This is a genomic window from Citricoccus sp. I39-566 (genome assembly GCF_031432995.1).
Classification (GTDB): Bacteria; Actinomycetota; Actinomycetes; order Actinomycetales; family Micrococcaceae; genus Citricoccus; species Citricoccus nitrophenolicus_A.
The window spans coordinates 1,707,443-1,726,291 of the sequence record NZ_CP133842.1; the positions used below are offsets into that span (position 1 = coordinate 1,707,443).

Genomic DNA, 18,849 nt, shown 5'->3' on the forward strand with positions numbered 1-18,849 from the left:
CCCCATGAAGACCATCACCGATTTTCCGCATGACGTGCGGGTCATCGAGAACGTGTTCATCCCGATGCGGGACGGCGCCCGGCTGGCGGCCCGGATCTGGATGCCCGTCAACGCGGAGCAGCAGCCCGTCCCGGCTGTGCTGGAGTACATCCCCTACCGCAAGCGGGACAGCAGCCGGGCCCGGGACGAGCTGAACCACCCCTACATGGCCGGCCACGGCTACGTCTGCGCCCGCGTGGACCTGCGCGGCAGCGGCGACTCGGACGGCGTCATGGTGGACGAGTACCGCACCCAGGAGCACGAGGACGCGGAGGACGTCATCGCCTGGCTGGCCGAGCAGCCGTGGTGTGACGGCAGCGTGGGCATGATGGGCATCTCCTGGGGCGGGTTCAACAGCCTGCAGCTCGCGGCCCGCCGCCCGCCGGCGCTCAAGGCCATCATCAGCGCCTCCGCCACGGATGACATCTACGTGGACAACATGCACTACATGGGAGGCTGCCTGCTGGCGGACAACCTCTCCGAGGCCACGGTCATGTTCGCGTTCAACAGCCTGCCGCCGGATCCGCAGATCGTCGGCGAACGGTGGCGGGAGATGTGGCACGAGCGGCTGGCCGGCAGCGGCCTGTGGCTGGAGACCTGGCTCGAGCACCAGCGGCGGGACGACTACTGGAAGACGGCCTCCGTGTGCGAGGACTACAGCCAGGTGCAGATCCCCGTGATGGCGGTCGGCGGCTGGGCCGACGGCTACACCAACGCCGTGTTCCGCCTGATGGAGAACCTGGACGTGCCCCGCAAGGGACTGATCGGGCCCTGGGGTCACAAGTATCCGCACATCGGCGTCCCCGGCCCGGCCATCGGCTTCCTGCAGGAGACCGTGCGGTGGTGGGACCACTGGCTCAAGGGCCGGGACACCGGCGTGATGGACGAGCCGATGATGCGGGTGTGGATGCAGGACAGCGTCTCGCCAGCCGCCTCCTACGAGGACCGTCCCGGCCGGTGGGTCGGGGAGGACCGCTGGCCGGCCCCGGGGATCGAGGACCGGGAGTTCGCACTGCGCGGCCACCACCTCGAGCCGGTCGGCTCGGAGGGGCCCGACGCCGGCCCCGGCGCCGAGGTCGCGCTGAAGTCACCTCTGAGCGTGGGCATGTTCGCCGGCAAGTGGGCCTCCTATGCCGCCGTGCCGGACCTGCCCTTCGACCAGCGTGAGGAGGACGGCGGCGCGATCTTCTACGAGTCGAAGCCGCTGACCGAGGACCTGGAGATCCTGGGTCAGCCGCAGTGCCACTTCGAGGTGTCCGCGGACCAGCCGGTGGCGATGCTGGCCGTGCGGCTCTCGGACGTCAACACGGACGGAGAGGCCACCCGCGTGACCTACGGGCTGCTCAACCTGACCCACCGGGACGGCAGCGAGGACCCGCAACCGCTGGAGCCCGGGAAGAAGTACCGGGTCACGGTGCCGCTGAACGGGATCGCCCAGTCCTTCCCGGCCGGGCACCGGTTGCGGCTGTCCATCTCGACCTCCTACTGGCCCCTGGTCTGGCCCTCCCCGGAACCGGCCACGGTCACCCTGACCACCGGCGCCAGCACCCTGAAGGTCCCCGTGCGCCCCCGCCGGGACGAGGACGCCCGGCTCCCGGCCTTCAGGGAGCCGGAGGCCGCCACGCCCCTGGAGGTCACCGAGACCCAGCCGGGCCGGCACCACTGGCGGGTCACCCGCGACCTGGCCACCAACGTCTCCACCCTGGAGATCGCCAACGACCAGGGCAGCTTCCGGATCGAGGACACCGAGACGGACTTCCGGCGCGGCACGGAGGAGTGGTACAGCTTCCGGTGGAATGACGTGAACTCCGTGCGCGGCGAGACCCGGACGGTGCGCCGCGTGGAGCGCGAGGACTGGGGTGCGCTCGTCACCACCAACACCGTGCTGACCTCCACGCCCACCGAGTTCGTGGTGGACGCCAACCTGGACGCCTATGAGCTGGACGCCCAGCGCGGGGACCCGCGCGTCTTCTCGCAGAGCTGGCACCGCCGCATCCCGCGGGACCTCGTGTAGTACCCGTGCAGTTCTGGTGCCGGCTCCCAGTCACCGTCGCGCTGGCGGGCCGGAGCCCCGCCGCTCCAGCGCGGCGACTGCCCGCTCGATCCGGGGGAGCACCTTGCGCAGCAGCTTGGGCCAGTTCGGCGGGGGGATCTCACTCGACGGGCCTTCGCGCAGGGACGCGTCGTAGATCGTCTCCAGGGCCATCCATCCCAGCCACACCCGTCCCCGCAAGGCCTCGTCGGAGTCCCGGGCGATGACCTCCAGCTTCTCCTCGCCGTGCCACAGCGCCAGGTAGGCCGGGTTCAGGGCCGGGTCCCACACGGCGGCCAGGTCCCAGTCCAGGATCCCGGTCAGGTGCCAGCGCCCTTCATCATCGCCGTCCCGTCCGGCCGCGGCACGCTGCCACCGCATATTGTGCCCGGCCAGATCCCCGTGCACCAGCGACGGCGGCACCACCGGATCCTCCGTCCACGCGGTGTGCGTGGTGGTCAGGGTCGCCACCGTCTCGGCCCAGCGGTCCACGGAGACCGCTCCACCGGGGCCATCCGGGGAGCCGTCCCTCCAGAGGCCAGGCCCGTGCGAGGCAGCCAGCATCGACGGCACCGCCCGCACCGCGGCCACCTTCTCCGCGGTCCAGGGGCCACGGTAGGTGAACGGCGGGCCGAGGTACGGGGCCAGGGGAGTGGTGTCGATGCCAGCGAGAGTCCGGCACAGCTCGCGCAGCACCGGAACCTCGCCGGTGTGCGGCGGGTGCGCCCCGCCCGGGAGGTACTGCTGCACCACGGCGGCCATCCCCGCCGGCAGTCCGTCCGCCTCCCCGACCACCTCGGTGAGCGGCACGGGCACGGCGAAGGGGAGCGCCGCCGTCGTGCTGAGGATCTGCAGGGTGGCCATGCGGTCCCTGAGTAGGGCCGCGGCCTCGTGGGTCCGGGTCATCCGCACGGCGCCCACGCCGGGCAGCACGAGCACCCGGTGGAACTGACCGCCCTCGTCGATCACGCCGGCAGGCCAATCCGCCTCCGCCAGCCGGCGGGCGAGTCCACTGTCAGCGGCGAGGGCGGCGGCCAGGGGCCGGGAGGCCGCGGCGCGGGCGGCGGCGACGTCGTCGGGGGTCGGGGCGGTGGCCATGGATCCACGGTAGCGCGGCTCGCGCGAGGGCCCCGGCGGGGCGGGTTCCTACACTGGTGCGGTGACCACCACCGACCGGCCGGCCCGGCCCGCCCAGACCGCCCCGCCCTCGGCCCGCACCGTCCGCTGGGAGATCGTGATCATCCTCGCGCTGTCCCTGGGGCGCTCGGCGGTCTACGCGATCGTCAACCTGATCGACAAGTGGACGCAGGCGCCGCTGTCCGGGCAGACCACCACCCTGAACCCGGCGCTGGACGACCGGCAGTTCTTCGACCTCACCTACCAGGTGCTGGACATCGGCTTCGCGCTGGTCCCGGTGCTGCTCGTGCTCCACCTGGTGTGGATCCGCGGGCGCAACCCGTTCCGAACCTTCGGCCTGGACCTGCGCCGCCCGGGCCGGGACGCTGCCTGGGGGGCCGGCCTGTTCCTGGCGATCGGCCTGGGCACCCTGGTGGTCTACGCGGCCGGCCGGGCTGCGGGCGTCACCACCGCGATCGTCGGCAGCGCGCTGAACGAGTACTGGTGGACCACGCCGGTGCTGCTGCTCTCCGCGCTGCGCCACTCCCTGCTGGAGGAGGTCATCGTGGTGGCCTGGCTGTTCGACCGGCTGGGCTACCTGCAGCAGCTGCGCGCCGGGGCGGACCCGAGCCGGCCCGGCGGTCCCACCGGAGCGCACGGCGGGCTGCGCACCTGGGCGAGCGGCGCCTATCCGCCCCTGAACCCCGCAGCCGTGGTGGTGGGCTGCGCCATCCTGCGCGGCGCCTACCACCTGTACCAGGGGGCGGGGCCGGGGATCGGCAACCTGCTGATGGGGCTCGTCTTCGGGGCGTTCTACCTCAGGTACCAGAGGGTGATGCCGCTCGTGGTGGCGCACTTCCTGCTGGACGCCGCGGGCTTCGTGGCCTACCCGCTCCTGGCGGCGGCCGGCCTGTTCGGCACCTGAGCCGCGCAGCGTCCCTAGAGCGTGACGGCGCCCTTCGGCGTCTGGAAGGTGACCTCGAGCAGGCCCGGGGTGCCGGAGGGGGATTCGAAGACCACGTTGAGGTCCCCGACCTTCTCCTCCGGATCGTCCAGGCCCAGCCAGTCGCGCACGCGGTCCCGGGAACCGGCGATGGTGATGGAGGCCAGTTCGGCCTGCGGCTCGGCGGCCTGGGAGGGGTGCAGTTCCTCGGTGCCGTCATCCCAGCGGAGTAGGTAGGGCACCTGCGGGTCCGCGATGAGGCCCTTGATGCCGATCTGGCGCCAGGTCAGCTCGCGGCCGTCCGGGAACTTCCGGTTGCCGGGCACGGACTGGCGCTCCAGGCGCTCCTCGAACGGGGCGAGGTCCTCCACCGCCACGCACCAGCCCATCCAGCCGCCGCCCATCTCGGAGCGGGCGCGGACGGCCTGGCCGAACGGGGCCTTCTCGGAGGACGGGTGGTCCAGGACCTCGACGACCTCGAGGTACTGGCGGTTGCGCAGCGGGAAGATCGCGTTGCGGGTGCCGAAGCGGGGGTGCACACCGCCCTTGACCCGCTCGATGCCGAGGGCATCGGCCAGTCGGGCCACGGTGGCGGCGAGTCCTTCGTCGGGTCCGACGGCGTACGAGACGTGATCCAGGCGCATCATGTGCTTATCGTCGCACTTTCCTCGACCTCGCACCGGTTAGGTTAACCTCACTTGAAATGTGGCGGGGATCACAGGCACGAGCGGTCTCGCGTCCCGCCCCGCACCTCCGTCCCGCCCCCCGTCACGCTGCGACGCAGGGGGATGAATCGTCCGGGCCGATCTGGCACACTGGACAGAGGTCATGAGTGCCAGCATCGAGCCCCGGCTTGCTGGCCGGCAACCCTCCAGCTCGCGGTGGGGTGCCCCGGGTGAGGACCTGGCAGGTGCCGACCGGCACTGGCAAGCGCGGGCCACCACGGCGCAGCGGGTTGACGGATCACGCCCGCCGGCTCCGGCGGGTGGCCCTGGATGGACAGGAGCCGTCACTTGACCGATACCACCAACACCCCCGCCACGGACGCCACCGATCCCAGCACCTGGGGCTTCGAGACCCGACAGGTCCATGCCGGCATCCCGGAGGAGAATCCCTACGGCGCCACCGTGCTGCCGATCATCCAGTCCAACTCCTTCGACTTCCCCAACGCGGAGACCGCCGCGGACCGCTTCGCCCTGAAGGACCTCGGCCCGATCTACACGCGCATCGGCAACCCCACCCAGGAGGCGGTGGAGGGCAAGATCGCCGCGCTCGAGGGTGGAGTGGGCGCGTTGCTGCTCGCCTCGGGCCAGTCCGCCACCACGTTCTCCATCCTCAACCTCGCCGGCGCCGGGGATCACATCGTGGTCTCCGCCTCCCTCTACGGCGGCACCCAGAACCTCTTCAAGCACACGCTGGCCAAGATCGGGATCACCACCACGTTCGTGCAGGACCCGGACAACGTGGACGAGTGGGCGGGCGCCATCCGGGACAACACCAAGGCGTTCTTCGCCGAGACCCTCGGCAACCCGCGCGGGGACGTGCTGGACGTCCGCGCCGTGGCGGATGCCGCCCACGCCGCCGGGCTGCCGCTGATCGTGGACAACACCCTGGCCACCCCGTACCTGCTGCGCCCGATCGAGCACGGCGCGGACATCGTGGTGCACTCCGCCACCAAGTACCTCGGCGGCCACGCGGCGGCCATGGCCGGGGTGATCGTGGACGGCGGCACCTTCGACTTCGCCTCCCAGCCCGAGCGGTACCCCGGGTTCAACACCCCGGACGAGTCCTACAACGGCATCGTGTTCGCCCGCGACCTCGGCGTGGACGGGATCCTCGGCGCCAACCTGGCCTTCGTGCTCAAGGCCCGCGTGCAGCTGCTGCGCGACTACGGCAGCGCCATCAGCCCGTTCAACGCGTTCCTGCTGAACCTCGGCCTGGAGACCCTGTCCCTGCGCATGGAGCGCCATGTCTCCAACGCCCGCCGGGTGGCCGAGTACCTGGAAGACCACGCCCTGGCCGAGTCCGTCATCTTCCCCGGACTGCCCTCCAGCCCCTGGCACGAGCGGGCGAAGCAGTACCTGCCGAAGGGCCCGGCTGGGTTCGTGTCCTTCGAGATCGCCGGTGGACGCGAGGCCGGCGCCCGGTTCGTGGACGCCCTGACGCTGCACCACCACGTGGCCAACATCGGCGACGTCCGCTCGCTGGTGATCCACCCCGCGTCCACCACGCACTCCCAGCTCACCGAGGAGGAGCAGCGCGCCGCCGGCGTCACGCCCGGACTGGTGCGGCTGTCCGTAGGCGTGGAGAGCATCGAGGACATCCTGGCCGACCTGGACAACGGATTCGCCGCGGCCGACGTGAGCGCCTAGGGACGGAGTCGAGAGCATGACCGCCATCACCGCCCAGCACGCGGCCACGGCCCTGCCCGAGGGGGGCCTGCACACCCAGCGCATCGGCGCCTTGGACTTCGAGACCGGCGGCCACCTGCCGGACGTGGAGCTGGCCTACGAGACGTGGGGCACGCTCAACGCCGAGGCCACGAACGCCGTGCTGGTGCTGCACGCCCTGACGGGTTCCACGCACGTGACCTCCTCCACCGCCATCCCGGAGGAGGGCTGGTGGGAGGGCGTCGTCGGCCCCGGCTGCGCCATCGACACGGACCGGTGGTTCGTGGTGGCCCCCAACATCGTGGGCGGCTGCTACGGGACCACCGGGCCGTCGTCGCTGGACCCGGAGGGGACCCCGTGGGGCTCGCGGTTCCCGTTCACCACCATCCGGGACTCGGTGCACGCCGAGGCCCGGCTGGCCGATGCCCTGGGCATCCGCCGCTGGCAGGCGGTCGTGGGCGGGTCCATGGGCGGGGCCCGCGCCCTGGAGTGGGCGGCCACCTACCCGGAGCGGGTAACCGGGATGGCGGTCATCGCCTGCGGCGCGCACTCCACCGCCGAGCAGATCGCCTTCGCCCAAGCCCAGATCCAGGCCATCACGCTGGACGCCAACTTCCGCGGCGGGGACTACTACCCGGGCCCGACGCCGGACGGCGGCCTGGGCATCGCCCGCAAGATCGCGCACATCACCTACCGGTCCCAGCCGGACATGGATGGCCGCTTCGGCCGCGGCGCCCAGCCCGAGGAGGATCCCTTCGGGCAGCCGCTGCGGCGGCAGGGGCGCTACCAGGTGGAGTCCTACCTGGACTACCAAGCGGCCAAGCTCGTCAAGCGCTTCGACGCCAACAGCTACCTCGTGCTGACCGAGGCCCTCATGAGCCACGACGTGTCCCGGGGCCGCGGCACCGAGGCCGAGGTCCTGGCCGCGATCACCGCCACGCCGTTCATCGCCGCCGTGGAGTCGGACCGCCTGTACTTCCCGGGACAGTCCCGGCAGCTGGCACGCCAGCTGCCGGGGCGGGCCCCCGTGTTCATGATCGACTCCCCGATCGGCCACGACGGCTTCCTGACGGACCTGGACCAGGTGGCGGCGGAGATGACGAGGGTCCTCGGGCTGTAGCCCGCCGCCAGCCCCGCCGCTAGCGCTGCTCGTCCGCGGCGGAGCCCCGGACCATCGGGTGGCCGAACAGCGGCTCGGCCAGGGGGCGCTTGGGGGCCAGGCCGTCCCCGGAGGACTGCCGCCGCAGCCGGCGCAGCACCCAGGGCATGAGGTGCTCGCGGGCCCAGTGCACGTCCTCGGTCCGGGCCTGCCGCCACGTGCGCTGCACCGCGGGCTTGGGCTCGAACGGCACCAGGTCGTGCGGGACGTTGAGGGTCTCCAGCACCATCGCGGTGATCGTGTGGTGGCCGGTGGGGGAGAAGTGCAGCCGGTCCGCCGCCCACATGTCCTTCCGGGTCAGGTCCCGCAGCGCCCACAGGTCCGCCACCACGGCGTCGTGGCGCAGGGCCACGGTGTGCACGTTCTCGTTGTAGATGGCCACCTTGCCGCGGATCCGCCCCATCACCGGGGTGTCCCGGATGTCCGGGCCGGTGAAGACCACCACGGTGGCCCCGCCGGAGGCCAGCCGGCCCACCAGGCCGTCCAGCGTGACGGCGATGGCGTCCGGGTCCCCGCCCGGGCGGATCACATCGTTTCCGCCGGCGCACACGGTGATGAGGTCGGGCCTCAGCTCGAGGGCCGGCTCGACCTGTTCGGCGGCGATCTGGTCGATCAGCCGGCCGCGGATGGCCAGGTTGGCGTAGGAGAAGTCCTCCTCGCCCGGGACCCGGTGCGCGAGCTCCTCGGCCACGCGGTCCGCCCAGCCGCGGTGGTAGCCGGGCCGGTCCGGGTCAGGGTCACCGATCCCCTCCGTGAAGGAGTCTCCCAGGGCCACGTAGCGGCGCCAGGGGTGGACCGGGTGCAGGGAGTCACCGGGGTGGGGTGCGGCAGGGGATTCGGACATGCCTCGATCCTAGGTCTTGGGTTACCCGGCGGTCACTTCGCTCCTCGCCTACGCTGGGACCCATGACCGAACCACAGAACCCCTCCTACGCTGCACCCACCGAGCCGTTCGTCCGCTGGTCCCGGCCCGAGGCCGAGCGAGCGGGCACGCACCTGCTCGTGGTCCTGCACGGCTACGGTGCGGACGAGAACGACCTGTTCGGGATCGTGCCGGAGTTGCCGGAGAAGTTCACCATCGCCTCCGTCCGGGCGCCGTTGGCCATGGACCACGGCGGGTACACGTGGTTCCCGCTGACCAACTCCCTGCAGTCGTCACCGCTGGCCGTGCGCGCCGCCGTGGAGGACCTCCAGGCGTGGGTTGCCACGCAGCGATCGCACTTCGCCAGCACCTCCCTGCTGGGCTTCTCCATGGGCATGGCGATGGCCACGTCCCTGCTGCGTCGGGAGCCGGAGGCCTACGCCTGCGTGGTCGGGCTCTCCGGGTTCGCCGTCGACCCGGCCATGGCACCGGGTGCGCAGGCCACCCAGCCGGGGGCCGGCGTCGTGCCCTCCGAGGTCTCCGGGACCGGCCCGCTGGCCGGCTTCTTCGACGACGAGGCGGTCAAGGCCGCGAAGCCGAAGGTCTTCTGGGGCCGGGACCAGGCCGACCCGGTGATCACGCAGGACAAGGTGGAGTACACGCACGCCTGGATGAACGAGCATGTGGACATGACCAAGGTGCTCTACGCGGGGATCGGCCACGGGATCGGCCCGCAGGAGCTGCGGCACGTGGGCGAGTTCCTCGACTACACCGTGAAGTAGCCTCAGCGCCCGGCCGGAACCACCTTCACGGCCTCCCCGGAGAACTCGATCACGTCACCGTGGTGCAGCTGGCGTCCGCGCCGGGTCTCCGGATCGCCGTTGACCTGCACCAGCCCGGCCTCGATCACCACGCGGGCATCCGCCCCGTCCTCCACCAGGCTGGCCAGCTTGAGGGCCTGGCCCAGGCGGATCACCTCGTCGCGGATCTCCAGCGGCGCGGGGTGCGTGGCCGGCGCCTGGGGCGCATGACGGTGGTTCCCGTGGTGATCGGGGGCAGGTTGCTCGGACATGCCTCCATTGTGGCCCGAAGTACCGTGCCGGTGCACCAGTGGCGGTGCGGCCCGCGCGGCGCATCGGCCCTAGACTGGCCCGGTAACCCCCGCGCCGCCGTCCCTCGAGGGCGCCGGCCCCAGTGCGCGACCGCAGCCAGCGGCCGAAGTAACAGACTCGGATGTGATGCCTCCATGGCCCCCAAGACCACCCTCGACCAGGTCATCTCCCTCGCGAAGCGGCGCGGCTTCGTCTTCCAGGCTGGAGAGATCTACGGCGGTTCCCGCTCCGCCTGGGACTACGGTCCCCTGGGCGTGGAGCTCAAGGACAACATCAAGACGCAGTGGTGGAACACCTTCGTGCGCGGCCGCGAGGACATGGTCGGCCTGGACTCCTCCATCATCCTGCCCACGCCCGTGTGGAACGCCTCCGGGCACGTGGCCACGTTCACCGACCCGCTGGTCGAGTGCACCTCCTGCCACCGGCGTCACCGCCAGGACCACCTGATCGAGGGCTTCGAGCAGAAGAAGGGCCGCAAGCCCGAGGGCGGCACGGACGGGATGGACGAGATCGTCTGCCCGGACTGCGGGACCCGCGGCGCGTGGACGGAGCCGCAGAACTTCTCCGGGCTGATGAAGACCTTCCTGGGCCCCGTGGACAACGAGGAGGGCCTGCACTACCTGCGCCCCGAGACCGCCCAGGGGATCTTCGTGAACTTCCTCAACGTGGTCAACGCCGCCCGCCGCAAGCCGCCGTTCGGCATCGGGCAGATCGGCAAGGCCTTCCGCAACGAGATCACCCCGGGCAACTTCATCTTCCGCACCCGCGAGTTCGAGCAGATGGAGATCGAGTACTTCACCCACCCGGAGGCCGCCACAGAGCACTTCGACACCTGGGTCGAGGCCTGCTGGAACTGGTTCATCGACCTCGGGATCAACCCGGAGAACATGCGCCGCTTCGACGTCCCGGACGGCGAACGCGCCCACTACTCGGCGGCCACGATCGACCTCGAGTACAAGTTCGGCTTCGCCGGCTCGGAGTGGGGCGAGCTGATGGGCATCGCCAACCGCACCGACTTCGACCTGAACTCCCACACCGAGGGCTCGGGCACGAAGATGCAGTACTTCGACCAGACCTCGGGGGAGCGCTACACCCCGTACGTGATCGAGCCGTCCTTCGGCCTGACCCGCTCCATGATGGCCTTCCTGGTGGACGCCTACCGCGAGGAGGAGGCCCCGAACACCAAGGGCGGCACGGACGTGCGCACCGTCCTGGGCCTGGACCCGCGCCTGGCCCCGGTCAAGGCCGCCGTGCTGCCGCTGTCCCGCAAGGAGGAGCTGGTGCCCACCGCCAAGCGCCTGGCGGACGAGCTGCGCGGGGTCTGGAACATCGACTATGACGACGCCGGCGCCATCGGCCGCCGCTACCGCCGCCAGGACGAGATCGGTACCCCGTTCTGCATCACCGTTGACTTCGACTCCCTCGAGGACCAGGCCGTCACCATCCGCGAACGCGACTCCATGTCCCAGGAGCGGGTCCCGCTGGACAAGGTGCGCGGCTGGCTCTTCGAGCGGCTGTCCAAGTAGGGGGACCGGTACAGATGACAGATCACGACGCCGGCCGCGGACTCCCCGCGGGCGTCGCCCTCCGGCCGTGGGCCGAGGGCGACGACCTGCGCCTGCTCGAGGTGTGGGGCGACCCCGCCGACGCGCAGCACCACCAGGACCGGGCCATGCTCCGGCCCTCCAGCGACGGCCAGGGCCCTGACCGGCAGCCCTGGGCCCGCTGCCTCGTGGCCGAGGACGAGGGCATCCCCGTGGCCGCGGCCGTGGTCTACGCCTCCTCCGTGCACCCGCGGCGCCTCTGGTTCTACGCGGAGACCGCCCGCGAACAGCGCGGACGCGGCATCGCGACCGCGCTGCTGGCCGCCCTCCGCCAGGAGGCCCACGCGGCGCGGGACGAGGGCGCGGTCGAGGCTGTGGACCTGAAGGCGCGCTTCGCCGTCGTCCCCACGGAGCTGCCCGAGTCCGCGGCGGACGCCGCTGCCCTGGACCCGGCCGACCATCCCGCCGCGGCCTTCCTGGCGGGGCAGGGCTTCGCGCCGGTGCAGCGGTCCCGGCGCATCGCCGTCGGGCCCGGGTCCATCACGGCGCCGGAACTGGACGGGACGGGGCTGACCGTGGAGGACCTGGCCACGGGCTCGGTGGAGCTGACCCGGGCGGTGGCCGCGTTCTACGAGGCCACCCACGGCTGGGACCCGGCCGAGATGAGTGTGGGGCGGGCCCAGCAGCTGCTGCTCGGGCCGTCCACCGGGGCCTCGGGCGCCGTGGTGCTGCGCCCGGCGCCGAAGGACCGGGGCGGGGCCGTCGACGCCTTCGCCATCTCCTACACGCCCGAGCGCTCGGAGGACCCCACCGACGTGCTGCTCGGCTGCAACCCGGAGCTCGCCCCCGCGGACGCCCAGGCGGCGGCCGTCGCCCTGCTGGCCCTGCTGACCACCCAGTACCCGGTGCAGCTCGAGGTGGATGACGCCATGGACGTCCTCACCCCGGTCCTCGACCGGCTCGTGGCCACCGGGCACGCGCGCGTGCTGCTGGACACGCGGATCTGGGCCACCGATCCCGACTGATGCCGCAGCCGACTCCTGAGGACCACCACGGGCACGGGCACGGGCTGCCGGCCGGTCCCGCGGCGGACGAGGTCCTGACCGGGGCCGGGCCGGACGGCCGCGGTCACCGCCGGGTGGTCGTGGCGCTCACCGCGATCCTCGTGCCGCTGGCGGTGGTGCTGATCGGCGCCATGATCGCGCTCTGGCCCTCCGGGGCCCACCGGGAGATCTCCCTGGCCGATCCCTACGGCACGAGCCAGGGGATCTCGATGGTGACCGGGACAGTCACCGAGGTCCTGCCGCGGGACTGCGGGCCCGAGGCGGCCACCCTGGAGACCCCGGGCGGCGGGATGGTCGGGGACCCGGAGGCGGCGCACGTGCAGTGCGTGGACGCCGTGGTGGACCCCGACGGCGGCGGGACGGACCGCGCGCTGGTGCCGATCCCGAGCTCCCTCAGCGCCTCGATGGACGTGGCGGTGGGGGACCGGCTGAAGGCCCTCGACCTGTCCGGACTGCCGGGCGGCAACGCCGAGGGCGCCGAGAATTTCGTGTTCGTCGACTTCGAGCGCACCGTCCCCGTGGTGCTGCTGGCCCTGCTCTACGCGCTCGTGGTGGTGGCCGTGGCGCGCTGGCGAGGGCTGCGGGCCGTGGTGGGCCTGGGGCTGGCCTTCGCCGTGATGTTCGTGTTCATGTTCCCGGCGCTGCTGGAGGGCGGGCCGCCGCTCTGGGTCGGGCTGGTGGGCTGCGGGCTGATCATGCTCGTGGTGCTCTACTTCGCCCACGGCTTCTCGCTGCGCACCACCACGGCGCTGCTGGGGACGTTGATCGGTTTGGCCCTCACCGCCGTGCTGGCCCTGTGGGGCACGGACGCCGCGTACCTGACCGGGCTGGGGGACGAGTACTCCTACATCCTGGCCACCGTGGCTCCGGAGGTGCGGCTGTCCGGGATCGTGCTGTGCGGGCTGCTGGTGGCCGGGCTCGGCGTGCTCAATGACGTCACGATCACCCAGGCCTCTGCCGTCTGGGAGCTGCGGGCCGCGAACCCGCGCGCGTCCCGGCGGGAGCTGTTCGCCTCCGGGATGCGGATCGGGCGGGACCACATCGCCTCCACCGTCTACACGATCGCCTTCGCCTACGCGGGGGCCGCCCTGCCGGTGCTGATGGTGGTCTCCCTGTATGACCGCAGCCTGTGGGACACCCTGATGTCCGGGGAGCTGGTGGAGGAGATCGTGCGGATCCTGGTCGGCTCCATCGGCCTGGTCCTGGCGATCCCGGTCACCACGGGCATCGCGGTCAGCGTGGCCACCGCGGTGCAGGCGGGCAGCCCCGCAGTAGAGCCGGCGGCCGCTCCTGCCTCGGACCCTCATTGGCCCCGCGTACCTTGATCCCAAGTCCCCGGACATGACTTTGCGGGCAATGGTCAACGGTAACCATTGCCCGCAAAGTTCGGTGTGGCAGGATTCTCCACGGACATAGGCGTCACATAGGAGGCCTGCCGAGATTCCAGAGAGGGAGTGGCAGGTCAACCGGTCGTCAGACCGAGTCTCGCAATCTGCCCCGTGAGCGGTCCTCCTTGTACGGGGCGGGCTGCACCACGGAGCGGATCGACTTCTGTGGATGGCCGGGGGCGCCCCAGATCACGGTGACCTGTGTACCGACCTCTGCATGGTCGATGTCCACGGTCGCCAAGGACAGCATCTTGCGGAAGAAGTAGCTGTATCCACGGGAGGTCGCGGTTCCCACGAGAGCCCCGTCGACCTCGATCCGGTCACACCACATGTAGCCGCGCTGGTCACGGGGCATCTCCATGAAGTCGTAGTGCTCGCCTTCCCCGAACAGGGAGTTCTGAACCGCGGCTACGTCCTCGGCGTTCCATTCAAGGGTCCGGAGCACGCGCCGTGGCGCCGCCTTCTCCGCAGCCAGTGCCTCGGCTCCGAGGTAGTCCGAGCGCCGGGTGGTGACAACCTTGGCCCAGCCGAGTTCGACGGGGCTGCGGTAGTACTCCGCGGGGTCCTGGCCCTCGAAGCTGCCGGCGATGTAAGCCGGTTGAGCGAACGAGGGCATAGAGGCCAGGAAGTACTCCATGTAGTCGGTCATGTCTTCATCGAAGATGGCCGGGATGTAGTCGGTGGCGATGGTCGGGTAGGAAGCCTCGAGGTGGTTGATCATGGCGATGCGCCCACCCATCTTGCGGATCCCGTGCTCCTGTCCGGCGTCCAGGACGGCCTGGTAGACGTCCTCCCCGAACTCCTTCGGGCCCTGCAGCTCGAAGCCAAGCTCGCCGGCCATGCCCTGGCGCAGGGCAAAGATGTCATGCCCCGCGATCTTCACGGGGACAGCGTGCATGAATTTCGCACTTAGCAGCACCTCAGCGTCGGTGAGTGACTCCAACACCTTGATCGCCTTCGGTCCGGAGACCTGGTACATGAACCAGTCATCGCGGGTAACCTGGGCGTCGTAGTCACCGCGCTCCAGGTTGAAGGTCAGCCAATAGCCGCCGCGGCCATGGACCATGTAGTCCTCTTCACCGAATTTGGTCAGCACGCCCTCGTGGATGACCTTGCCGTCCTTGTTCGTGTGGACGGCATGTTTGGACTGCCCGATCTCGAAGGTCTCGAAGCTGTTGACGGTGAAGTCCGCGATCAGCTTCAGGGCATCCGGGCCCGTGAAGCGGTGCTGCCAGAGGAAGGACCAGTCGCCGATGTAGCAGGACTGTTTCCAGGACAGACTCTCGTCCATCCAGTCGGTGTACTCGGGCAAACCGAAGCGGCTCCAGGCGTACCCCTCGGGTCCTCGGCGCATGTCCTGAACGGTGTAAGCCATCTGGTTTTCTCTCCTTGGTCTGTGGTGTTGGTCTAGGAATAACCCGACGCCGGCCGACACCCTGGGTGCCTCCGGCCGGCGGGTCGTCACGGGGCGCCCGGCAGGACCACGTCCTCGACGGAGAGGTTCCCGTCCAGCAGTCCGTCCTCGCTGCTGATCTGAATCAGGCGTTCGAGGGAATCGGTATTGACCTCGTCCACCCAGCGGGGCAATCGCAGCTCTGCCGCGACCTCCGGAGGAATGGAGGTATAGGTGTCGAGGATGGAACGGGTCTCGTCAGGGTGGGCCTCGGCGTAGTCCGCGGATTCGGCCATCGCCTCCTGGAAGGCGGCGACCAGCTCGGGGTCGTCCTCGGCCATGGCCCCGGTGGTGAAGTAGGCAGAGGCCATCAGGTCCGGGGACACCTCCATCCAGTTCCAGAACACCGGTTCCATCTCCTCCGCAAGGCCCATCGTCAGGAAGGGCTCCACGAGAAAGGCCGAGTCAACGGTGCCCTGCTCCACGGCGGCCACCATGTTTGGGAAGGGCATCTCCACGAACTCGACCGCCGAGGAGTCTCCGCCGGCTTGACGCACGGCCTCCTTGACGGTGGAGTCGGAGATGTTGTTCAGGGTGTTCACCGCCACGGTATGGCCTTCGAGGTCCGCAGCGGACTCGACATCCGATTCCGGTAGGACCACGGTGGCGCCGTAGTCGGAGGCTTCGTCTCCAGTACTGGATCCGCCCGGGGCGATCACTTTAATATCCAGTCCTTTGGAGGCTGCGATCAACAGGCTGGTGGGGTTGCTGAAGCCGAAGTCGGCCTGGCCGCTCGTGACGGCAGGGATGATGGCGGCGCCGCCCTGGGCAGCCTGCAGCTCCAGCTCCAGGCCGTGCTTCTCGAAGATGCCTTGGTCGACTCCCAGGTACAGCGGCGCCAGGTCCACCAAGGGCATGACGCCCACGGTGACCTTCTGCACCTCACCCGAGGTGCCGGCTTCGTCTGCCGTAGAAGTGGACGACGGAGCGTCGCCGGAGGGGGAACCACCGCCGCAGGCCGTCAGGGATAGCGCGAGGAGGGCGGCGGCCGCGGCCGTCCACGGGATGCTGGAGTGGCGCTCGGAACGCAGGGAAAGACCCATGATTTCACCTCGGTGGGCAGGGCTCCGTGGGGGGGCGGAGCGAGATGGTTGTGATGGAGAGCACTCTGGGATCAACGGTAGGATCGACCCTGATATTGATCCAATCAAAAGAACTGAATTGTTCATCGGATTGGTCTATAGAAGCGTTCGACAGGGGGATCTTGGATACCACCGACCCGGGATACGACATGAATCTGATGCGGACCTTCGTGGTGGTCTACGAGACCCGCAGTGTCACCGAGGCCGCGCAGGTGCTCTACATCAGTCAGCCCTCGGTCAGTTACGCCCTGGGCAAGCTGCGGAAGCTGTTCTCGGACCCGCTGTTCCTGCGTGGCCGCTCGGGATTAATGCCGACCCCAGTGGCTGAGTCCCTGTATCCCCACATGCTCCAGGCCATCCAGTTGATGGACTCGGTCGTGCAGAGCGCCACCGTGTTCCGGGCATCCGAGACCACCCGCACGTTCCGCCTGATGATGACCGATCTGGCGCTCATGGCCCTGTTCTCCTTCGTGGTGCGAGCCATCCAAGACCAGGCACCCCAGGCCAAGGTCGGAGTCACCCTGTTGGACGTCGCCCAGCTCGAGGACAAACTGCGCCGCAATGAGATCGACGGGGCCATCGCCGTGCCGTCCTTCTCGCCGGATGTAGTGGTCCGTGACCATCTCATGGACATGCCGTATGTAGGCGTTTGCGCTGAGACGCATCCCCGGCTCTCTTCATCGCCCACTGTTGAAGATCTGGCGGCCGAACAGCGGATCGTGGTCTCTGGGGCCCTCGGCCACCAGCACGTGGAACAGACCCTGAGCCGATTGCACGGCGGCCGGGAGTCCGGCATCGCCCTGCCTAACTACTCGGTAGTGGACGAGACGCTTGTCGCCACCCAGTCCTATTGCGTGGTGCCGCTGTTCCTTGGAGACATGTTCGTCAAACGCAGCCCGGTGCGGAAGTTCATCCTCCCCGTCTCCCTCGAACCCGGACACGTTGGCCTGCACACCCTTCGGAGGGTCGCGCCCTCTCCTCCCGTCGAATGGCTCCGCCACGTCATCACCGAAGCGCTGACCGCCTATCCCTACCCGCAACACATCGGCGACTATGACGACAGCTGGTTTGTCTCCTAGCCGTCCCTCGGCGCCACGTGCGGTCCGTTGCCGGCATCTACGAGCAGGGTCCGCTGATAGCGTCCCTCTTCGGTGCGCGGATATTGGGCGGATTCAACCGGTCGTCGCAACACCCTCCTGACTGCGGAGGTGTTCAACGATGGCGACGGCGGACTGGAGGAAGAAGACCAGCGATGTGCCAGAGGGTGCGCGTCGGCAGTGGCGTGCAGATCGGGCACTGCGGCCGGCGATGCGCTCACCCGGACGACCTGATCCTTCGCGGGCGGTGCAGCGCCAGTTCTGGCGTCTGATCGCCACGGGCATCACGTCCGCCGAGGCGGCGTTGAAGGTGGGCGTGTCCGTGCCGGTCGGGACACGGTGGTTCCGACACGCTGGCGGCATGTCACCGGTCTCACTGGTCGATCCCTCTGGCCGCTACCTGTCTTTCGAAGAGCGTGAGGAGATCGCGTTGCTGCGCGCCCAGCAGGTCGGCGTGCGTGAGATCGCGCGCCGGATCGGCCGGCACCCGGGCACGATCTCTCGTGAGCTGCGCCGTAACGCGGCCACGCGCAGCGGTAAGCAGGAGTACCGGGCGCTGGTGGCGCAGTGGAAGGCCCAGCAGGCGGCCAAGCGCCCAAAGACCGCGAAGCTCGCGACCAATGACAGGTTGCGCGAGTACGTCCAGGAGCGCCTGGCCGGCAACGTCCGTCGGCCCGACGGCACGATCGTCGTTGGGCCGCACCCGCCGGCATGGAAGGGGCTGAACAAGCCGCACCGGCAGGACCGGCGGTGGGCGATCGCGTGGAGCCCGGAGCAGATCTCGCACCGGCTGAAGGTCGACTTCCCCGATGATGAATCCATGCGCATCAGCCACGAGGCGATCTACCAGTCGCTGTTCATCCAGGGCCGTGGCGCGCTCAGACGCGAGCTCGTGACCTGCCTGCGGACAGGCCGCGCGCTGCGGAAGCCGCGAGCTCGAGCGCAGAACCGACCCCAAGGTCACGTCACCGCGGATGTCGTCTTCTCCCAGCGTCCCGCTGAAGCTGCCGACCGTGCTGTTCCCGGCCACTGGGAAGGGGATCTGATCATCGGCACCGGCCGGTCAGCGATCGGCACGATCGTGGAACGCAAGAGCCGCTCGACCCTTCTGGTGCACCTTCCCCGGTTGGAAGGCTGGGGCGGGACCCCGCCGGTCAAGAACGGTCCCGCACTGGCCGGCTATGGCGCGGTCGCGATGAACGCCCCGCTCACCACGTCCATGACCCAGCTCCCCGAACAACTGCGCAAGACGCTCACCTGGGACCGCGGCAAGGAACTCTCCGGCCACGCCCAGTTCGCCCTGGAGACGGGCACGAAAGTGTTCTTCGCCGACCCCCACTCACCCTGGCAGCGCCCGACGAACGAGAACACCAACGGGCTGCTACGCCAGTACTTCCCCAAAGGCACGGACCTCTCACGCTGGACCGCCGACGACCTCGAAGCAGTCGCCCTCGCTCTCAACAACAGACCTCGAAAGAGCCTCGACTGGAAGACTCCCGCGGAGGTCTTCGAGGAGCAGTTACGCTCGATCCACCAACCCGGTGTTGCAACGACCGGTTGAACCCAGG

The 18,849-nt window shown here is 69.9% G+C and carries 16 protein-coding genes and 1 riboswitch; of the genes, 10 read left to right on the forward strand and 6 right to left on the reverse strand.

Annotated features, from left to right (window positions below; translation table 11 throughout):
• The first annotated feature begins 4 nt into the window (after positions 1–4).
• Positions 5–2,053: a CocE/NonD family hydrolase gene (locus tag RE421_RS07875; protein ID WP_309816930.1), complete on the forward strand. Its 2,049-nt coding sequence runs from the start codon at positions 5–7 to the stop codon at positions 2,051–2,053.
• Between the two features lie 30 nt (positions 2,054–2,083).
• On the opposite strand, the gene RE421_RS07880 is transcribed toward RE421_RS07875, so the two are convergent.
• Entirely contained in the window at positions 2,084–3,169 is a 1,086-nt protein-coding gene (locus tag RE421_RS07880) for a phosphotransferase (RefSeq protein WP_309816932.1), read from the reverse strand.
• Positions 3,170–3,230: 61 nt separating this feature from the next.
• Here RE421_RS07880 and RE421_RS07885 point away from each other — a divergent pair, with 61 nt between their 5' ends.
• Positions 3,231–4,112, forward strand: a complete 882-nt coding sequence (locus RE421_RS07885; RefSeq protein WP_309816936.1) for a CPBP family intramembrane glutamic endopeptidase — start codon at positions 3,231–3,233, stop codon at positions 4,110–4,112.
• 14 nt (positions 4,113–4,126) lie between these two features.
• On the opposite strand, the gene RE421_RS07890 is transcribed toward RE421_RS07885, so the two are convergent.
• The gene (locus RE421_RS07890; RefSeq protein ID WP_309816938.1) at positions 4,127–4,777 is read right to left on the reverse strand and encodes a VOC family protein; all 651 of its coding nucleotides are present in this window, start codon (positions 4,775–4,777) and stop codon (positions 4,127–4,129) included.
• Between the two features lie 177 nt (positions 4,778–4,954).
• A riboswitch (SAM riboswitch) is annotated at positions 4,955–5,069 on the forward strand.
• A 56-nt stretch (positions 5,070–5,125) separates the two neighbouring features.
• On the opposite strand from RE421_RS07890, the gene RE421_RS07895 reads away from it, so the two are divergent.
• Both RE421_RS07895 and RE421_RS07900 read left to right on the forward strand, forming a co-directional pair.
• Entirely contained in the window at positions 5,126–6,502 is a 1,377-nt protein-coding gene (locus RE421_RS07895; RefSeq protein WP_396134622.1) for an O-acetylhomoserine aminocarboxypropyltransferase/cysteine synthase family protein, read from the forward strand.
• Between the two features lie 16 nt (positions 6,503–6,518).
• On the forward strand, positions 6,519–7,640 hold the full coding sequence (locus RE421_RS07900) for a homoserine O-acetyltransferase (protein ID WP_309816943.1): 1,122 nt from the start codon (positions 6,519–6,521) through the stop codon (positions 7,638–7,640).
• A 19-nt stretch (positions 7,641–7,659) separates the two neighbouring features.
• On the opposite strand, the gene RE421_RS07905 is transcribed toward RE421_RS07900, so the two are convergent.
• Positions 7,660–8,523 (reverse strand): SGNH/GDSL hydrolase family protein, encoded by an 864-nt coding sequence (locus tag RE421_RS07905; protein ID WP_309816946.1) that lies wholly within the window; start codon positions 8,521–8,523, stop codon positions 7,660–7,662.
• A gap of 62 nt (positions 8,524–8,585) precedes the next feature.
• On the opposite strand from RE421_RS07905, the gene RE421_RS07910 reads away from it, so the two are divergent.
• Entirely contained in the window at positions 8,586–9,323 is a 738-nt protein-coding gene (locus RE421_RS07910) for an alpha/beta hydrolase-fold protein (RefSeq protein WP_309816950.1), read from the forward strand.
• 2 nt (positions 9,324–9,325) lie between these two features.
• On the opposite strand, the gene RE421_RS07915 is transcribed toward RE421_RS07910, so the two are convergent.
• A complete protein-coding gene (locus tag RE421_RS07915) occupies positions 9,326–9,613 on the reverse strand; it encodes an RNA-binding S4 domain-containing protein (RefSeq protein WP_309816953.1) in 288 nt (95 codons plus the stop codon).
• A 174-nt stretch (positions 9,614–9,787) separates the two neighbouring features.
• Between RE421_RS07915 and RE421_RS07920 the strand changes: the two genes are divergently transcribed.
• Genes RE421_RS07920 through RE421_RS07930 form a run of 3 tightly spaced genes read left to right on the forward strand, consistent with a single transcriptional unit; the run spans position 9,788 to position 13,586 of the window.
• Positions 9,788–11,179 (forward strand): glycine--tRNA ligase, encoded by a 1,392-nt coding sequence (locus RE421_RS07920; RefSeq protein ID WP_309816956.1) that lies wholly within the window; start codon positions 9,788–9,790, stop codon positions 11,177–11,179.
• A 14-nt stretch (positions 11,180–11,193) separates the two neighbouring features.
• On the forward strand, positions 11,194–12,222 hold the full coding sequence (locus RE421_RS07925; RefSeq protein WP_309816959.1) for a GNAT family N-acetyltransferase: 1,029 nt from the start codon (positions 11,194–11,196) through the stop codon (positions 12,220–12,222).
• On the forward strand, positions 12,222–13,586 hold the full coding sequence (locus RE421_RS07930) for a YibE/F family protein (protein WP_309816962.1): 1,365 nt from the start codon (positions 12,222–12,224) through the stop codon (positions 13,584–13,586). Before RE421_RS07925 ends, RE421_RS07930 begins: the two co-directional genes overlap by 1 nt.
• A 148-nt stretch (positions 13,587–13,734) precedes the next feature.
• Here the strand turns inward: RE421_RS07930 and RE421_RS07935 are convergent, their stop codons facing one another.
• Positions 13,735–15,024, reverse strand: a complete 1,290-nt coding sequence (locus tag RE421_RS07935; RefSeq protein WP_309816964.1) for a hypothetical protein — start codon at positions 15,022–15,024, stop codon at positions 13,735–13,737.
• Positions 15,025–15,110: 86 nt separating this feature from the next.
• On the reverse strand, positions 15,111–16,145 hold the full coding sequence (locus tag RE421_RS07940; protein ID WP_309816967.1) for an ABC transporter substrate-binding protein: 1,035 nt from the start codon (positions 16,143–16,145) through the stop codon (positions 15,111–15,113).
• 161 nt (positions 16,146–16,306) lie between these two features.
• On the opposite strand from RE421_RS07940, the gene RE421_RS07945 reads away from it, so the two are divergent.
• Positions 16,307–17,263 (forward strand): LysR family transcriptional regulator, encoded by a 957-nt coding sequence (locus RE421_RS07945; protein WP_309816970.1) that lies wholly within the window; start codon positions 16,307–16,309, stop codon positions 17,261–17,263.
• Between the two features lie 379 nt (positions 17,264–17,642).
• Positions 17,643–18,842: an IS30 family transposase gene (locus RE421_RS07950; protein WP_309817191.1), complete on the forward strand. Its 1,200-nt coding sequence runs from the start codon at positions 17,643–17,645 to the stop codon at positions 18,840–18,842.
• The last annotated feature ends 7 nt before the right edge of the window (positions 18,843–18,849 follow it).